The sequence below is a fragment of the Nonomuraea sp. NPDC049784 genome (assembly GCF_040659615.1).
GTDB lineage: Bacteria > Actinomycetota > Actinomycetes > Streptosporangiales > Streptosporangiaceae > Nonomuraea.
Window position 1 is genome coordinate 12,561 of sequence record NZ_JBFAMX010000096.1, and the last position, 14,790, is coordinate 27,350.

Below are 14,790 nucleotides of genomic sequence, written 5' to 3' on the forward strand. Positions count from 1 at the left end.
GGTGTTTCCAGGCTGGTGAAAGCGCTCCATGAGGGCAGTCCGTCAGCCGGACGCCAGGTGAAGGAGCGTGCGTAGATCCATCGTCACGTTGTCGGGCCGCCCGGGCCTCCGACGGCGGACGGCAGCGTCTACGCAGTTCTGCGTAGACGCCTCGCGCCCGGCTACGTCCGTCGTCGTAGGTGGTCGCACAGCTGAGCAGAGGGCCCTGGACGCGCGAGAACCATAGGATCGCGGCATGAAACACCGCGTGATGTCGTTACGTCTGCCAACGTCGGCGCAGGATGTGTTGCTCGCGCTCTTCATCACCGTGATGTCGGTTCAGGGCACAATCGTCCGCAATGCCGGCGAGGTGGTGCAGCGCCCCCTCACCGACCTCGGAAATCTGGGATTCGTCCTGCTGATCGTGAGCGGCATGGTCGTCGCCGTCCGCCGCAGATGGCCGGTGCTGGTGTTCGTCACCACCGCGCTCGCCAGCTTGGTGTACTACGGCCTCGACTTTCCGGACGGGCCCGGCTGGCTCGGACTCTTCGTCGCCCTGTACAGCCTCGCCGCCTACGGTGACGGCCGCCGGTCGCTGATCATCGCCGGCGTGGGCACCACGGTGCTCGCCATCGCCTGGCTGGTCGCCGCCGCCGACATCGAGCCACGCGCCGCCATCGGGTGGGTGTTCTTCCGGATCGGCGCGTCAGTCATGAGCGCGGCCCTCGGCGAGTCCGTCCGGTCCCGGCAGGTCATCGCCACCGAAGCCCAGAAGCGCGCCGAACTGGCCGAACGGACACGCGACGAGGAAGCGCGAGCACGGGTCGACGCCGAACGGCTCCGGATCGCGCGCGAGGTCCACGACACCGTCGCGCACGCCATAGCGATCATCAACGTCCAGTCCGGCGTCACCGCGCACGTGCTCGACAAGCGGCCGGACGTGGCGCGCGAGGCGCTGCGCGCCATCGAGCAGACCAGTTCCCGGGCGCTCCAGGAGATGCGAGCCATCCTCGGGGTGCTCCGCGACGACAACGGCGACGACGGGCGCGAGCCGTACCCCGGACTGGGGCAGATCGACGAACTGGCCGCCAAGGCACGTGAGGCCGGGCTTGAGGTCGAGCTTGAGGAGACCTCGCCCGCCGCTCCGTTGCCCAGCGCGGTGGGGAGCGCCGCCTACCGAATCGTTCAAGAATCGATCACCAACGTGGTCCGCCACGCCGGTCCTACTCGGGTGACGGTCGCGCTGAACCCCGGGATCGAGGCCTTGGAGATCCGCGTGACCGATGAGGGAAGCCGTGCCGCCCCAGGTCATGACTCCGCGAGCAGCTCGGATTCCGGGCCCGGTCGCGGGATTGTCGGCATGCGCGAGCGCTGTCAGCTGCTGGGCGGGGAGCTTGACGCTGGGCCGCTTCCGGGCGGCGGGTTCGAGGTCAGGGCGCGACTGCCCCTCGCGCTCACCGGGGTGCGCCTGTGAACCCGGCCGACGCTCCGATCAAGGTGCTGCTGGCCGACGACGAGGGGCTCGTGCGATCCGGGTTCAAGGTCCTGCTCGACCTCGAGGACGGCATCACGGTGGTGGGAGAGGCCACCAACGGCGCCGAAGCGGTCGACAAGGCTCGCGCCACCCGCCCCGACGTCGTCCTCATGGACATCCGCATGCCGAAGCTGGACGGGATCCAGGCCACCGCCCAGATCACCGGGACGCGCGGGTTGGAGCAGGTGCGCGTCCTCATCCTCACCACCTACGACACCGACGAGTACGTCTTCGACGCCTTGCAGGCCGGTGCCAGCGGCTTCCTGCTCAAGGACGCGGGACCGGCCGAGTTCCTGCACGCCATCCGGGTGATCGCCGAAGGCGAGGCGCTGCTCGCGCCGCGGATCACCCGGCGCCTCATCGGCCAGCTCACCGCTCGACGAGCAGTCGCCAGGGTCTCGGCGGACCGGCTCGCGGTGCTGACCGAGCGCGAGCGCGAGGTCCTGGCCCTGGTGGGGCAGGGCCTGAGCAATCACGAGATCGGCGCCGAGTTGTTTCTCAGCCCGGCCACCGCGCGCACCCATGTCAGCCGTGCGATGGCGAAACTGGAGGCGCGCGACCGTGCGCAACTGGTCTTCATCGCTTACGAAACAGGGCTGGTCAGCCCTGGCATGTGAGGCATGACATCCGGGTGCGGATGATCATGTCGTTGCCGAACGCCTCGGAACCCCCTAATGCGACGAACGATCTCGGGGGTGGCCCGTGCCGGGCGCGGGCCACCCCTGGTGCTTACGGGCCGGTCTGGGTGAGCGCGACGATGACGTGGAGCATGCCGTAGGCGGCCGTCATGGTCTCGGCGTCGAAGGCGACGGTGCGCCCGCTCCACCTTCGGCGCCACGTCGGCGAACAACCTGGCCGGCAGTTCGATGGCCCTGATCGCGTTCAGCTTGCGGCCGGCCGGCGCCGGATGGGCGCGTGCAGGAACAGTGATCGCCGCACCGGCGGGCTGGCATCGGGCATGAATGTCTCCTTCGTTTGTTGCGGTCATCAGTTGAGGCTGCATGATGGCGCCTCGACCGAGCTGGCGGCGATCATCGCCGGTCGTTCCGGTCTCGCGGACCTGGAACAGCACCGCCGTTCAAGTGGTGCGTTCCCAGGTGAGCAGCGTGAAGGGGCCTTCTTTTCGCTCTCGGACGACTGGGGCGTCCCCTGTGAGCTGGAATCCCGCGGAGGCGGCAACGGCCTGGCTGCCTTCGTTCGCGGGCTCGATGCGCAGAAGGATCCGGGTCATGCCCCAGTCCTGGAAGCCATGGCGAGTCATCAGCTCGACAGCCCGCTTGGCCAGGCCCTGCCGCCGGTACTGGGGGCCGATTCCGTAAGCGATCTCTCCTTCGCCCGGGTTTCCCGTGGGGCGGAGAAGGACTTCTCCTCGTGGCTGATCGTCCTCGACGGTGATGGCCAGGTGGATGCCGCGGCTCTCCGCCTTGGTTTGGTGGGCCTTGGCCAGGTACGCCGTGGCGGCGGCCATGTCGAAGGGGGAGCGGAGCGGGGTCCAACGATCCATCTCTGGATTGTCGAAAAGCTCCACCATGACCGGCAGGTCCTCCTCCGTCCACTCACGTAACCAGAGGCCGAGTCCGCCCACCTCACGTGGTCGAAGCGCCGGTGGGCTGGGGTCGGGCATGAAATGTCTCCTGTGGTCGTCGCGGCAAGGACGCAGCGAATATAGCGGGAACTGTATCGCGGCCGTGCCCGGCGCCGAGTTCGGCCACCTGGGCGGCGCCCTGCTCGGCGAAGACGTCTGCAGCATGCACCCCAGCGTCCGAGGGTCGTGGGCCGTACATGTCCGGGTGGGTGGTGTAGGTGTCCTGCCAGTGCCGACGCTGCCGCTCGGCCAGTGTCTCCCCGTGTGCGTCATGGACCTCACCCTCCCACGAGGTCCGAAGGCGGCACGTCAACCACCAGGCACTCCTCGAGATTGGACGTGCTGCGGTCAGGGACCGAGCGGAAGTTCAGGCTCGGGTGGCGGTGATGAGCCAGATGGCCGCGCCCAGGTGGACACCGGCGGCGTCGGCGTGGCCGGCCAGCGCGGTACGCACGTCGGCGAGTGCCGCGCCGCGATCATGCTCCGGGACGGTGGCCAGCACGGTCCGGCCCGGCCCGGAGCGCGACAGGTAGTCGACCGCCTCGTCCAGGTCGGCCCCGAAGGTGAGCCGCAGCCGCACATCGGCCAGGTGCACATCGACGAAGCCCGCCTCGGCCAGGACCTGCTCGACGACGGCGGCATCGGACTGGGCGGACATGCCCGGCTCCTGGCCGGTGGCGAGCCCGGCATTGGGCCCGGCGTCGGGGAGTGTGCCGTACCGCAGCAGCGCGGCGCCGGGGACGATCAGCCACTCGTTGGCGGCCATCGGCTGCCAGGCCGCCATGACCAGGCGGCCACCGGGGCGCAGTCCTGCCCCGAGCGTGCTGAACGCCTGGACGGGGTCGGTGAAGAACAGGTGCCGAACCGGCTGATCGCGGCATCGAAGGGCCCAGGCACCGCGTGAGTCTGCACGTCGGCGTGGACGAAGCTCACGTTGCCGGTGCCGGCGGCTGCCTGCCGGTCACCGGCCACGCGCAGCATGGCCGCCGAGATGTCGATCCCTGTGACCGTACCGCCCAGGGCGACGTAGGCCGCGGCCTGGAGCGTGGTGGCGCCGCAGCCGCAGCCGATGTCCAGCACCCGCTCGCCGGGCTTCAGCCGGGTGTGAGCGAGGGCTGTCAGCCCGACGACGCCCGCGATGACGGCTCGGCCGTATCTGGAATGCCGGCAAGGGCCTCGAGTTCGGCGACCGCCCGGTCGGTGGCGGTCTCGGCGGCGATCTGGTTCGCCAGCCGTTGCGCCTCGCGGCGGTAGGACGGATCGTGCAGGACCGTCTCGACCGCGCGGGCGATGGCGCGCGGGGAGGCGCTTTTGCTCACGGTGACGCCGGCGCCTTTCCGCTGCACGTGCGAGGCCACCTCCGCCTGGTCGCGCCCGAGCGGTACGCAGACCATGGGCACCCCTGCGGCCAGGGACTTGACGACCGTCCCATGGCCTGCGTGCGTAATGGTCACCGAGGCGTGGGGAAGCACGAGGTTGTGTGGCGCGGACGCGGTGACCAGGACGTTGCCCGGCGCACGCACCGTCGCGGGGTCCACGGCCGGGCCGGTGGTCAGCAGCCCGCGTACGGGCAGCGTGCCGAGGGCCTCGGCGATGCGACCGAGCACCGCGCCCTGGTTCATGTACGACGAGCTCAGGCTGACCAGCACCAGCGGCGCGTCGCCCTCGGGAAGCCGAGGCGCAGCGGTCCAGGCGGGGTCGTCGAGCCGGGGCCCGACATGCCTCAGGTGGCCGGGGAACCGCCTGCCCGGGCGGTCGAGAGCGCGCGGGGACAAGACGAGCAGCCGGTCGACGCGGTCGAACGCGCCGACCACCGAGTCCACGGGCGGCAGGCCGTTCTCGGCGCGGGCGGCGTTGAGCGCCGGCAGCCCCTTCTCCCACGGCTTGAGCATCTGCCGGGCCAGCACCCGATCGCGCAGGCGCCCGAGAGGCCCCGTGGCGGGGGTGAGGCCGAGGCCGGGTGGCGGCGCGCCCGGCGTGGGGAACAGATACACGGTGGTGACCAGTGAGGCCATGGGGATCTTCGCAGCCTCGCCGGCGGTGAACACACCGAGCAGCATGTGCTCGGCGACCAGCACGTCGGCCGGGCGGGCGTGTATTTCGGCCAGCACGTCGCGGGCGTAGCCGGCCGAGGGTCCGCAGACGATGCGATCCCTCAGCCGTGCTAACGCGCCCAGCGGCGTACGGGTCTCGAAGTCCTTGATGACGTCCTCGGCCGGGTCGGAGGCGTCGCCCTGGGGCGCCGTGGTCCAGGCGATCGGCTCCACCCCGACGGCGGTGACCTCGTCGTGCAGCGACCTGTCGGCCAGCACGCGAACGCCGTGGCCGCGCTCGTGCAGTGCGCGGGCGATCGACAGGACGGGCGGCACGGCTCCGCCGCCGGACCAGGTGGCGAACAGGAAGTTCTTACGCATCGTCTCTCTTCCGTGGATCGATCGAGGTCAACAGGTCGCGCATCGCACACTCGGCGTCCTCACGCGACAGCCCGAGGTCGCGCCGCCACAACTTCCACAGGTAGACGTCCGTGGCGGCGTGGTGCAGGTCGAGCGCGCGCTCCCGGGAGGGGCCTGGGGAGGGGAGCCGGTCGGCGAAGACCTTCTCGAGCCAGGCCCGATGCTGGGCTCGCGCGTGCGCGGCGGCGCGGGCGAAGACGGGGACGCGGTCCATCTGCGCCGTCCAGAGCACGTTGGCGTCGCCGTGGCTCTCGTAGTCGGCGAAGAGCACGGCCACGATGGCCGCCACGTCGCCGGCCGGAGTCTGACGGGAGATCGTGGTGTGCGAGGCGAGCAGGTCGAAGACGGCGTCGGCCAGCCCGTCCTTGCCGCCGAAGTGGTTGACGATCGTCTGCAGGGATGTGCCCGCCTCATCGGCGATGTCCTGCAGCGTGACGTCGTTGTACCACCGCCGCGCCCACAGCGCGCCCGCGGCGTTCATTATCCGTGTACGCGTGACTTCCACGGCCGCGGCGCGAGCGCCCATGCGGTAGTGGCGCCTGGTCGCACTTTCCATGGAGTCATGTCTATATTCAATTTACTTAAAGGTCAAATGAAAGCGTCTGGCGCGCGATCGCGCCGGACGCTTCCAGGCCTCAGCTTGCGGCGTCGAGTCGCCGGCGATCGCTAGGGCTTGGTGAGGGTCAGACCCTGGCCTGTTCTTCGAGCTTGGCCTGTGCGACTGGGGTCGGCTTTGATGCCCGGCGTGTGGGCATCCACCAGTTGGCCTTGCCGCACAGTTCCATCACACTGCGGGGACGAGGATCATCCTGACGATGGTGGCGTCGATGAGCACGGCGACGGCCATGCCCAGGCCGCCCTGTTTGACCGCGATGTCAGGACCGAGCAGCGAGGTGGTGAAGACGGCGATCATGATGGCGGCTGCGGCCGTGATGACCTTGGCGGTCCGCGCCAGCCCTCGGGCAACGGCCGTGCGGGTGTCGCCGGTTCGCTCGTACTCCTCGCGGATCCGTGAGATCAGGAAGACCTGGTAGTCCATCGACAGGCCGAACAGGACCGGGAACATCATCATCGGGACCCAGGTCGTGATCGGCATGGCGCAGATGAGGTCTCCAGTCAGCGACCGGTTCGGTACGTGCGCCTGGCCGAAGCCGCTCCATCGCTGGGGCGAGTGCGGGAGGAGCCGGAAACGCTGGTCCAGCCAGACGTGTTCCCCGGCGTCCTGCTGTACGGGCTGCTCGCCTCCGTCGTGATGCCCTTGTGGAGCGTCGCGCTTGGGCTCACCATGTGGCGCCCAGCCCCGCACGGACTCCTGACGCCATGCGGCATGGCGGACCCTGAGATCAGACCCTTTCCGCCTGCTCGAGAGCCGTACGTAGCAACCCGGCCATCGATCTGCCGGCGATGCGGAGCGGCTCCGGATCGCGGGCGGATCGGCAGAGCAAGAACGCCCCTTCGAGCATCATGATCATCGAGTACGCCAGCGACCGCGCCGCCTGCTCGTCGGCCACCCACCGGCCGAACCACCGCGCGCCGGCGCCGACCCACTCCTCGAACACCTCTGCCGTCGCGACCCGCAGCACCTCATTGCTGCCGGCCACCTCCAACGCCACCGTCGCGATCGGGCAAGCGTCGGCGTAGTCGGCCGCGACCAGGTCGTCGGCGGCCGCCTCGAAGGCATGCATGATCGACTCCAGCGGGTCGGGCACGCTGTCCAGCACCGCCAGCACCAGGCGCCCGTACTCGGCCCCTGACGTGCGGATCGCCTCCTCGGCCAGTTGCTGCTTGCCGCCGGGGAAGAAGTGGTAGATCGAGCCGAAGGGCGCGTCGGCCTCCGTCGCGATCCGCTTCAGGCCGGTGCCGGGGTAGCCGTTGCGGCGGAACAACATCGTGGCCGCGTTCTGGATCCTGCTCCGCGTGTCTGGCTGTCCCATACCCGGCGCCCCTTGAGGTCATGGCGTGATCGATCGGCGTCCCCTAGATTACATTAGAACGATCTATCAAATGGAGGTGTGATGCCCAGCATCGAGCTGTCATCCGGATCGATCGACTACCAGGACACCGGCGGCCAGGGCCCGGTCCTGGTGTTCGGCCATGGCCTGCCCATGAACGAGAGCCAGTGGCGCAAGGTGGTGCCGCTGCTGAAGGGGTACCGCTGCGTTCTGCCCACGCTGCCCCTCGGCGGGCATCGCCGGCCGATGAAACCGGACGCCGACCTGTCGCAGCGCGGTGTGGCGTTGCTCCTGGGCGAGTTCATCGAACGGCTCGCCGTGGACGACGTGACCCTGGTGCTCAACGATTGGGGCGGCGGCCAGTTCCTGGTGTCGGAAGGGCGCGCCCAGCGGATCGCACGCCTGGTGCTGGTGGCCTGCGAGGCGTTCGACAACTTTCCCCCGGGACCGGCCAGGGCGCTGACCGCGGTGTGCGGGGTGCCAGGCGGCGTACGGCTCCTGACCTGGCTCATGCGTGTCCCCGCGTTCCGCCGCAACCGCAACGGGTACGGCGGGATGAGCCTGCGCGGCATCCCGGACGAGGTCCTGGACGACTGGTTCGCTCCCGCGACCCGAAGCAGGGCCATTCGCAGGGACTTCGCCAAGTTCGCCACCTCGGCGCCCGACCGCGAGACCCTGCTGGCCTGGAGCGAGCGGCTACGCGACTTCGACCGCCCCGTGCTGGTGGTCTGGGCGGCCCAGGACAGGATGATGCCACGCGAGCACGGCCCGCGGCTGGCCGGGCTCTACCCCCAGGGCAGGTTGGTCGAGATCGCCGACTCCGCCACCCTCATCCCCGAGGACCAGCCCGAACGACTCGCCGAAGCACTCACTGGCTTCCTGGCCGAGACCGGAGCCGAACCGGCCCGGCACGCCGGGTGACCGCACCCAGGGGTGTCGTCAGCGTGCCGGAGGGGAGTGCAGCAGCACAAGCAGGAGGAACTCCTGGGCGTCAATGACGTTCACTCAGGGGCATGTGACCAAGCTGAATAGGCAGCTGGCGCCCTTCGCCCCGGAACCTGTCAAACCCGGTGAGACATCAGGCTACTTGCGTGCTTTGTGGTGAGGTGTCGGTCTCGGAGGCCGCGGGTGGCTGGTTGATCCACACCTTGGTCGGCAGCGCCGGTGGGTAGGGTCGCCGGCCGCGGAACCGTTCCGGGTGCGCCTGGAAGGCCGCGTGGAGGGTGGCGATCCGGCGGGTCTGGATGTGCACGGCGGTGCCGTCATGCACCGAGGCGGGCGTGTGCATCGCGATCCCGGAATGGCGGTGCTCATGGTCGTGACTAGCGGAAGACCTGGCCGCAGAAAACGTTGGCGTCCTCGATGGACCCGAACCGTCCGGGAAATGCCGGGCAGTACTTGAGGGTCTTAAATTGCGCTTCCGAATAAGGGTTGTCGTTGGACACGTGCGGCCGAGAATGTGATTGGTCGATACCGAGCAACGCGAGCAGGCCGGTGACCCGCATCAGCGAGGTCGTCCGCCTCAACGTCGACGACATCCAGATGTCGGCGCGCAAGGGCGGGCTGCGCCTGTACGGCAAGGGCGACAAGTTCCGCGAGGTCGATATGCACCCTAAGCTCCGCACCGAGCTACAACTCTGGCTGGATGAACGCCCCAACTGGCCCCACGCCGCCGACAACCGAGCGCTATTTCTCAACGCCAAGGGCGGGCGGCTGAGCGCCCGCGCCGCCGGCGGCATCATCGCCGAGATCGCCCGCACAGCCGGGCTGGATGATGCGACCACGGCGCACGTCCTGCGCCACACGCTGGCCACCACGCTGGTTCGCGGCAAGGCCGACCTGGTCTTGGTCGCCGAGATCCTTGGCCACGCCCGCCTGGAGACCACCCGGCGGTACAGCTTGCCGTCCGACAAGGACAAGGAAGACGCCCTCAAACTGATCACGGTTGACCGCTGACCGCATGCCTGCCTGCGGAAACGGGCGTCAAGATCGACTCATGGCCGGTTTCACCCGTATCTCGTTCTGGACCCGAACTGCTCGCCATCGCCGAGAAGCTACGCCACCACGACATTGAGCTGGAGCTGCTGAGCGGCCCGCTGCAGGGCATCTACAACCCGTCCGGGCACAGGGCGGCGTTGTTCGCCTTCTTCGCCGGGATCGCCGAGCCGGAGCGGGAGTACATCCGGGAGAAGTCCCTCGAAGGCCAGGCCGCTGCCCGTAAACGTGGGCGGCACGGCGGCCGCCCGAAGCTGTTCGACGACGACATGACCGCCTATGCGCGGTCGCTGCGCGAGCGGGGCGTAGCGGTGCCCGAGATCGCCCGCAAGCTGGTCATCCCCACCGGTAAGAACATGGGGCGGCATCCCTCGGTGGCCAGCGTCTACCGTGTCTTGGCCGACGACGGCGGGGCCCAGCCCGGGAGCTGATGGCCCTATACCGGGCGGCGATCATCCGGGCTGAGGGCTGATGGGCACCACGGCGATCGTCGCCTCGGCAGAGGATCCGGGCACGAGACGGATGGAGTCGCCCGGCCGAGCTGAGGCAAGCTCGTTCGGGTCGGCCGGGCGCGCGTGGTGGTAGAGGACGCGGCGTTGGACGTCGTCCAGGAGGACCTCCTGCCCGGCGAGGTTCACCAAGGATCTGGCTGGTGAGCAGGAGGCTGAACTCCGGGTCGGCGGGTGGCGGATTGCCAGCGGCGCCGCGGGTCATGGTGATCTCCGACCAGGTGGTGCGGATTTCCTCACCGTCCAGGAGCCTCGCGAGCTGGATGAAGCCGCCGATCTGCTCGGGGCTGATCTCGTCCAGGTCGGGGATGGTCACGCGGTGGAAGGTGTGGGCCTGCACGTGAGCAGCGTCTGCAGGAAGGTGACCGTCCAGCGGGCCATGTCCGGGCCGTACAGGCCGTCCTCGGCAGCGAAAACCTGACACTCTCGACACCTCAGACGAGCCCAGGTGCCCTGGCACACCGATCATGAGCCGCCGAGTGAACCGAGAGCGCCGATGCTCAGCCGGGCATTCAGGTCGAGGCGTACCTCGCCGTACGGACGGACGTGCAGCCAGAACAGCGGGGTCAGGCCACGCCGGTCGACCGGCGTGAGCAGCGCGGCCCACTCGGGTTCGGCGAGGACGTCTTGAAGCATCAGGACATTCACCATGACGAGCGAGGCTTGCAAGATCCGAAGACACAGGGCCGTCATCTCCACCTCATCACGCCGGTTAGTGGAGATTTCGCCGCCGCGGCCGCAGATCACCGAGTTGGCGCGGTTCCACGCCTCCACCACGTTCAGCCCTTCCTCGATCTCTCGCTGCAGGTCGCGGTCGTATAAGTAGCGGGCGACGAACGTGGTACGGGCCGCCCGGCGTGCTTGGCGGGTGATAATCGTGGACGTCTCGGCTCAAGTACAGTCAGGGCTGCTGGACGAACGCGAGGATGTCAGGGTTGATGTGGCTGGCATTCACGGTGAGCATTCCGTGCGACAGCCCCTCGTAGATCTTCAAGGTCGCATCCTGCAGGAGCTCCGCCTGCTTGAGGGCGGCTTCCTGGTACGGGACGACCTGGTCGTCGTCGCCCTGTAGGACGAGCACCGGCACGGTGATGGCCTTGAGGTCTGCGGTCTGGTCGGTTTCCGAGAACGCCTTGATGCCCTCGTAGTGGGCAAGGGCGCTTCCGGTCATCCCCTGGCGCCACCAGTTGTCCACGACCTGCTGCGAAAGCGGGACGCCGTCACGGTTGAACCCGTAGAAGGGGCCGGAGGCCACCGCGTGGAAGAACTCCGCCCGGTTGGCCGAGAGAGCGTCGCGGAAGCCGTCGAAGACCGAGACGGGAACACCGTCGGGGTGCTCGGCGGTCTGCACCATCAGCGGGGGCACCGCCGCGACGAGTACCGCCTTCGCGACGCAGCCCTGGGGCTGGCCGAACTTGGCCACGTACCGCGCGACCTGTCCGCCGCCGGTGGAGTGTCCGACGTGCACAACGTTGCGCAGATCCAGGTGCTGCACGACGGCGTCGACGTCGCTGGCGTAGTGGTCCATGTCGTGACCGGAGCCGATGTCGGAGGAACGCCCGTGTCCGCGACGGTCGCTGGCGATCACGCGGTAGCCGTTGGTGAGGAAGTACAGCATCTGCGCGTCCCAGTCATCCGAGGACAGCGGCCAACCGTGGTGGAACATGATGGGCTGGGCATCGCGCGGGCCCCAGTCCTTGTAGAAGATCTCGGTGCCATCTTGCGTGGTGACGAACGGCATGTCTTACTCCTTGTCTGTGCCGCCGGGGTTCGGCGGCACGCATGGCGTCTCGACAGCTTCGCCGCGACGGTGAGCTGCGCCGGTAGGACGGCCGCAGCGAGGTGTGCCGGCCGGGGGCGCCGGCCGGTCGGAGGTAGAGGCCGCATGCGGGCGCTGTGAAGTGGGGCGGACCGGACCGGTCGCCAGACTGACGCCGGTTTGGAGTGTCCGCTCAGCGAGTGGGACCGAGCAGGTGCTGCTCGGTGCGGGCGACGATTCCGAGGAACGTCGCGTCGTCGTCGTATGCACGGGCCAAGATCAGCCCGCCCTGTATTGCCGCGACTGCGTCCAGCGCGCGGTCTGCCGCTTCCTGAGGTGAGAGACCGCCGGTGCGCAGCGCTCCCGCGAGGGCGTCGACCCAGTCGGTGAACGCGATCACCGCCCGCACTGGCACCATCCGCCTGCACGGCAAGGGCGATCAAGTCCGCACAGTCCCGATCCCACCGACCGCACGGGCCCGCATTACTGCATGGCTCGACATCCGTGGCCGCCAGCCCGGCCCGCTGTGGACCGGCCAGCGCGGAGCCCTGACCATCTCTGGGATCGTCCAGGTCGTACTGGCCGTCGGCGCCGACGCCAAGCTCCCCGGCCTGCGCCCCCATCGGCTCCGCCATACCTACGCCACCCGGCTCCGCGAAGGCGGTGCCGACGTCGCTCAGGTCCAGGCCCTCCTCGGCCACGCCTCCCTCGACACCTCGGCTCGGTATTTCCGCGCTGGCACGGCCGAGCAAGCCGCCGTCGTCGACCGCGTCTTCGACTAGCGCTTCACGTGTTTCTCCGGGTCTCCCCGTAGCAGAGATGATCAACGAAAACCGTGGAACGCGAGAAACAGCAGGTCAGGCCGCAATCCGTTGGATTTCCGCCGTTCGCTACGGGACCCCCTATCTGAGTGTAGATGATCATGTCGTTGTCGAACGCCTTGGAACGCCCCAAGTGGCGGCCTGGCCCTTACAACTCCTAGCAGAATGATCAGTGGAGTGAGGCGGCGCCAGATCCTCAACTCGCTGGTGGGCCAGGGCCTTCCTCAGATGAGGCGTTCCTCGCATTCGAGATGCTCATTCCGGTGGGCAGCCCGCATGAACCCGAGCGGAGGGCCGAGGAGTCGCTGCGGCACTGCCTGGCGGTGGTGGACCGGCTGCGCGCTCCTTCGTTCGGCGGCTCGCCCGCCATCGTCAACCACATGATCGGCGTGACGCTCGACGTGGCGGGCGAGTCCTACCTCGATCTGGAACGCTGGCAGGAGGCCGCCGACCACTACCGTCAGGCGCTGCCGGAACTGCGCGCCCGCCCGATCGGCCGGGCAGTGGCACTGGCGCTGACCCATTACGGCCACGCGCTGGTCCGGCTCGGACGGGCCGAGGAGGCCCGCGAGGCGTTCGGCGAGGCCCTCGAGCTGCACGAGACGGCCGGCGGCACCAAGCGGGCGGCCGAGGTGCTCGCCGAGCTCGACCGCCTCGCCGATCACAGCGAGGGGCTCAGCCAGCGGTGAGCGCACGGCGGAGCGTGCCGACGGCCAGCTCGATCGCCGAGGCGGCCGCCTGCGTCTCGCGCAGCGCGTTGAGCATGACGAAGTCGTGGATGATCCCCTGATACCGTACGGCCGTCACCGGCACCCCCGCCGCGCGCAGCTTGTTCGCGTACGCCTCGCCCTCGTCGCGCAGCACGTCGGCCTCGCCGGTGATGACCAGCGCGGGCGGCAGCCCGGTCAGGTCCTCGGTGGTGGCGCGGAGCGGGGAGGCGGTGATCTCGGCCCGCTGGGCCTCGTCGGTGGTGTACTGGTCCCAGAACCACTGCATGCCGTCGCGGCGCAGGAAATACCCTTCGGCGAACTGGTGGTAGGAGCCGGTGTCGAAGGACGCGTCGGTGACCGGGTAGAACAGCACCTGCTGGCGCAGGTCCAGCCCGCCGCGCTGCTTGGCCATCAGGGTCAGGGCGGCGCTCATGTTGCCGCCGACCGAGTCACCGGCCACGGCGATCCGGCCGGCGTCTAGGCCCTTGGACGCGCCCTGCTCGACGACCCAGCGGGCGACGGTCCAGTTCTGCTCGATCGCCACGGGGTAGCGGTGCTCGGGCGACAGGTCGTACTCGGGGAAGACGACGGCGGCGCCGGCGCCCACCGCGAGCTCGCGGACCAGCCGGTCGTGGGTGTGGGCGTTGCCGAACACCCAGCCGGCGCCGTGGATGTAAAGGATCACCGGGAGGGCGCCCGTGCTGCCCGCGGGCCTGATGATACGGGCCTTGACCTGGCCGGTGGGGCCGCCGGGCACCGTCACCCACTCCTCGTCCACGTCCGGCTTGGCGACCGGGCCGGACTGCACCTCGTCCACGGCCTTGCGTCCCTCACTCGGAGGGATCTGGAAGAGGTACGGCGGCTGGGCGGTCGCCTCGGCGAAGGCTTGCGCGGCGGGTTCCAGGACAGGCTTATTCATGATCACTCCAAGTGACGAATGGCGTATCGAAGGTGAGCTCCGTTCACCCACATCTAATCAAGTGACTCCCGGGCAGGACGAGGCAGAACCGCAGGCAGAAGTACGTTTCTTTCTCGTACCGGCTCCATGGGGTCTGTTGAATCGTCACCAGGAACACCTGTCCTTGAGGAGCATTCGCATGACACACAGCAACATCCCGACCGTCGTCCTCGTCCACGGAGCGTTCGCGGACGCGGCCGGCTGGTCGGGAGTGATCAATGAGCTGCAGCAGCACGGCGTCCCCGTGGTGGCGCCGCCCAACCTCCTGCGCGGCGAGAAGATCAGCACCACCTGGTCGGAGATCACCATGACGCGAGGCGCCTCCGGAGACCCGCCGCCCACCGACTGGAGTTCGGCCTCCTGCTCACCAGCCAGGTCCTGGTCAACCTGGCCGGCCGGCAGATCCTCCTGGACGAGGTGCAGCGCCGCGTCCTTTATCACCACGCGCGCCCCGCCGACCCCCGCGCGCTCTCCTCAGCCCAGCCGGGCGACAGCGTCCGCCTGGTGCCCGGATCCTCTGCCGAGGCGACGATCG

At 69.0% G+C, this 14,790-nt stretch carries 22 protein-coding genes; 8 read left to right on the forward strand and 14 right to left on the reverse strand.

All coding sequences use genetic code 11. The annotated features are described in order from the left end of the window. Window positions 1-235: 235 nt before the first annotated feature. Together AB0J09_RS21275 and AB0J09_RS21280 are read left to right on the forward strand one after the other, a co-directional pair. Complete coding sequence (locus tag AB0J09_RS21275; RefSeq protein WP_360693490.1) at window positions 236-1,453, forward strand: sensor histidine kinase; 1,218 nt, start codon at window positions 236-238, stop codon at window positions 1,451-1,453. After that, window positions 1,450-2,130: a response regulator transcription factor gene (locus AB0J09_RS21280; protein WP_360693493.1), complete on the forward strand. Its 681-nt coding sequence runs from the start codon at window positions 1,450-1,452 to the stop codon at window positions 2,128-2,130. The genes AB0J09_RS21275 and AB0J09_RS21280 overlap by 4 nt, the downstream gene beginning before the upstream one ends. 461 nt (window positions 2,131-2,591) lie before the next feature. On the opposite strand, the gene AB0J09_RS21285 is transcribed toward AB0J09_RS21280, so the two are convergent. The 7 genes from AB0J09_RS21285 to AB0J09_RS21315 form a co-directional block, all read right to left on the reverse strand. After that, window positions 2,592-3,371, reverse strand: coding sequence for a GNAT family N-acetyltransferase (locus tag AB0J09_RS21285; protein ID WP_360693496.1), 780 nt, complete (start codon window positions 3,369-3,371; stop codon window positions 2,592-2,594). A 94-nt stretch (window positions 3,372-3,465) separates the two neighbouring features. Then, complete coding sequence (locus tag AB0J09_RS21290; protein WP_360693498.1) at window positions 3,466-3,882, reverse strand: hypothetical protein; 417 nt, start codon at window positions 3,880-3,882, stop codon at window positions 3,466-3,468. Then, window positions 3,843-4,238 (reverse strand): class I SAM-dependent methyltransferase, encoded by a 396-nt coding sequence (locus AB0J09_RS21295; RefSeq protein ID WP_360693543.1) that lies wholly within the window; start codon window positions 4,236-4,238, stop codon window positions 3,843-3,845. Before AB0J09_RS21295 ends, AB0J09_RS21290 begins: the two co-directional genes overlap by 40 nt. Further along, complete coding sequence (locus AB0J09_RS21300) at window positions 4,217-5,512, reverse strand: glycosyltransferase (RefSeq protein ID WP_360693501.1); 1,296 nt, start codon at window positions 5,510-5,512, stop codon at window positions 4,217-4,219. The genes AB0J09_RS21295 and AB0J09_RS21300 overlap by 22 nt, the downstream gene beginning before the upstream one ends. Beyond that, window positions 5,505-6,107, reverse strand: a complete 603-nt coding sequence (locus AB0J09_RS21305) for a TetR/AcrR family transcriptional regulator (protein WP_360693504.1) — start codon at window positions 6,105-6,107, stop codon at window positions 5,505-5,507. Before AB0J09_RS21305 ends, AB0J09_RS21300 begins: the two co-directional genes overlap by 8 nt. 228 nt (window positions 6,108-6,335) lie before the next feature. Continuing rightward, a complete protein-coding gene (locus AB0J09_RS21310; RefSeq protein ID WP_360693506.1) occupies window positions 6,336-6,857 on the reverse strand; it encodes an MMPL family transporter in 522 nt (173 codons plus the stop codon). A 37-nt stretch (window positions 6,858-6,894) separates the two neighbouring features. Then, window positions 6,895-7,485: a TetR/AcrR family transcriptional regulator gene (locus AB0J09_RS21315; RefSeq protein WP_360693509.1), complete on the reverse strand. Its 591-nt coding sequence runs from the start codon at window positions 7,483-7,485 to the stop codon at window positions 6,895-6,897. 81 nt (window positions 7,486-7,566) lie between these two features. On the opposite strand from AB0J09_RS21315, the gene AB0J09_RS21320 reads away from it, so the two are divergent. After that, window positions 7,567-8,424 carry an alpha/beta hydrolase gene (locus AB0J09_RS21320; RefSeq protein WP_360693512.1) on the forward strand — a complete coding sequence of 286 codons (858 nt, stop codon included), beginning with the start codon at window positions 7,567-7,569 and terminating at the stop codon, window positions 8,422-8,424. 157 nt (window positions 8,425-8,581) lie between these two features. Here AB0J09_RS21320 and AB0J09_RS21325 read toward each other — a convergent pair whose 3' ends face one another. Then, the gene (locus AB0J09_RS21325; RefSeq protein ID WP_360693515.1) at window positions 8,582-8,791 is read right to left on the reverse strand and encodes a hypothetical protein; all 210 of its coding nucleotides are present in this window, start codon (window positions 8,789-8,791) and stop codon (window positions 8,582-8,584) included. A 206-nt stretch (window positions 8,792-8,997) separates the two neighbouring features. Between AB0J09_RS21325 and AB0J09_RS21330 the strand changes: the two genes are divergently transcribed. Both AB0J09_RS21330 and AB0J09_RS21335 read left to right on the forward strand, forming a co-directional pair. Continuing rightward, window positions 8,998-9,459, forward strand: coding sequence for a tyrosine-type recombinase/integrase (locus tag AB0J09_RS21330; RefSeq protein WP_360693518.1), 462 nt, complete (start codon window positions 8,998-9,000; stop codon window positions 9,457-9,459). 32 nt (window positions 9,460-9,491) lie between these two features. Beyond that, a complete protein-coding gene (locus AB0J09_RS21335) occupies window positions 9,492-9,929 on the forward strand; it encodes a recombinase family protein (protein WP_360693546.1) in 438 nt (145 codons plus the stop codon). 21 nt (window positions 9,930-9,950) lie between these two features. On the opposite strand, the gene AB0J09_RS21340 is transcribed toward AB0J09_RS21335, so the two are convergent. Next, entirely contained in the window at window positions 9,951-10,139 is a 189-nt protein-coding gene (locus AB0J09_RS21340; RefSeq protein WP_360693519.1) for a hypothetical protein, read from the reverse strand. A gap of 11 nt (window positions 10,140-10,150) precedes the next feature. On the opposite strand from AB0J09_RS21340, the gene AB0J09_RS21345 reads away from it, so the two are divergent. Then, entirely contained in the window at window positions 10,151-10,351 is a 201-nt protein-coding gene (locus tag AB0J09_RS21345; RefSeq protein WP_360693522.1) for a hypothetical protein, read from the forward strand. A gap of 121 nt (window positions 10,352-10,472) precedes the next feature. On the opposite strand, the gene AB0J09_RS21350 is transcribed toward AB0J09_RS21345, so the two are convergent. The 3 genes from AB0J09_RS21350 to AB0J09_RS21360 all read right to left on the reverse strand — a co-directional run bounded on the left by AB0J09_RS21350 (window position 10,473) and on the right by AB0J09_RS21360 (window position 12,166). Further along, window positions 10,473-10,883, reverse strand: a complete 411-nt coding sequence (locus tag AB0J09_RS21350) for a Tn3 family transposase (RefSeq protein WP_360693548.1) — start codon at window positions 10,881-10,883, stop codon at window positions 10,473-10,475. A gap of 25 nt (window positions 10,884-10,908) precedes the next feature. Beyond that, the gene (locus tag AB0J09_RS21355; protein ID WP_360693525.1) at window positions 10,909-11,748 is read right to left on the reverse strand and encodes an alpha/beta hydrolase; all 840 of its coding nucleotides are present in this window, start codon (window positions 11,746-11,748) and stop codon (window positions 10,909-10,911) included. Window positions 11,749-11,959: 211 nt separating this feature from the next. Then, complete coding sequence (locus AB0J09_RS21360; protein ID WP_360693528.1) at window positions 11,960-12,166, reverse strand: hypothetical protein; 207 nt, start codon at window positions 12,164-12,166, stop codon at window positions 11,960-11,962. Here AB0J09_RS21360 and AB0J09_RS21365 point away from each other — a divergent pair. Further along, complete coding sequence (locus AB0J09_RS21365; RefSeq protein WP_360693531.1) at window positions 12,153-12,548, forward strand: tyrosine-type recombinase/integrase; 396 nt, start codon at window positions 12,153-12,155, stop codon at window positions 12,546-12,548. The two genes, AB0J09_RS21360 and AB0J09_RS21365, sit on opposite strands and share 14 nt — an antisense overlap. Before the next feature lie 302 nt (window positions 12,549-12,850). Beyond that, window positions 12,851-13,276 carry a tetratricopeptide repeat protein gene (locus tag AB0J09_RS21370; protein ID WP_360693534.1) on the forward strand — a complete coding sequence of 142 codons (426 nt, stop codon included), beginning with the start codon at window positions 12,851-12,853 and terminating at the stop codon, window positions 13,274-13,276. On the opposite strand, the gene AB0J09_RS21375 is transcribed toward AB0J09_RS21370, so the two are convergent. After that, on the reverse strand, window positions 13,263-14,222 hold the full coding sequence (locus AB0J09_RS21375) for an alpha/beta hydrolase (protein ID WP_360693537.1): 960 nt from the start codon (window positions 14,220-14,222) through the stop codon (window positions 13,263-13,265). The two genes, AB0J09_RS21370 and AB0J09_RS21375, sit on opposite strands and share 14 nt — an antisense overlap. A 138-nt stretch (window positions 14,223-14,360) precedes the next feature. After that, window positions 14,361-14,699 (reverse strand): hypothetical protein, encoded by a 339-nt coding sequence (locus tag AB0J09_RS21380; protein ID WP_360693540.1) that lies wholly within the window; start codon window positions 14,697-14,699, stop codon window positions 14,361-14,363. Window positions 14,700-14,790 lie beyond the last annotated feature (91 nt).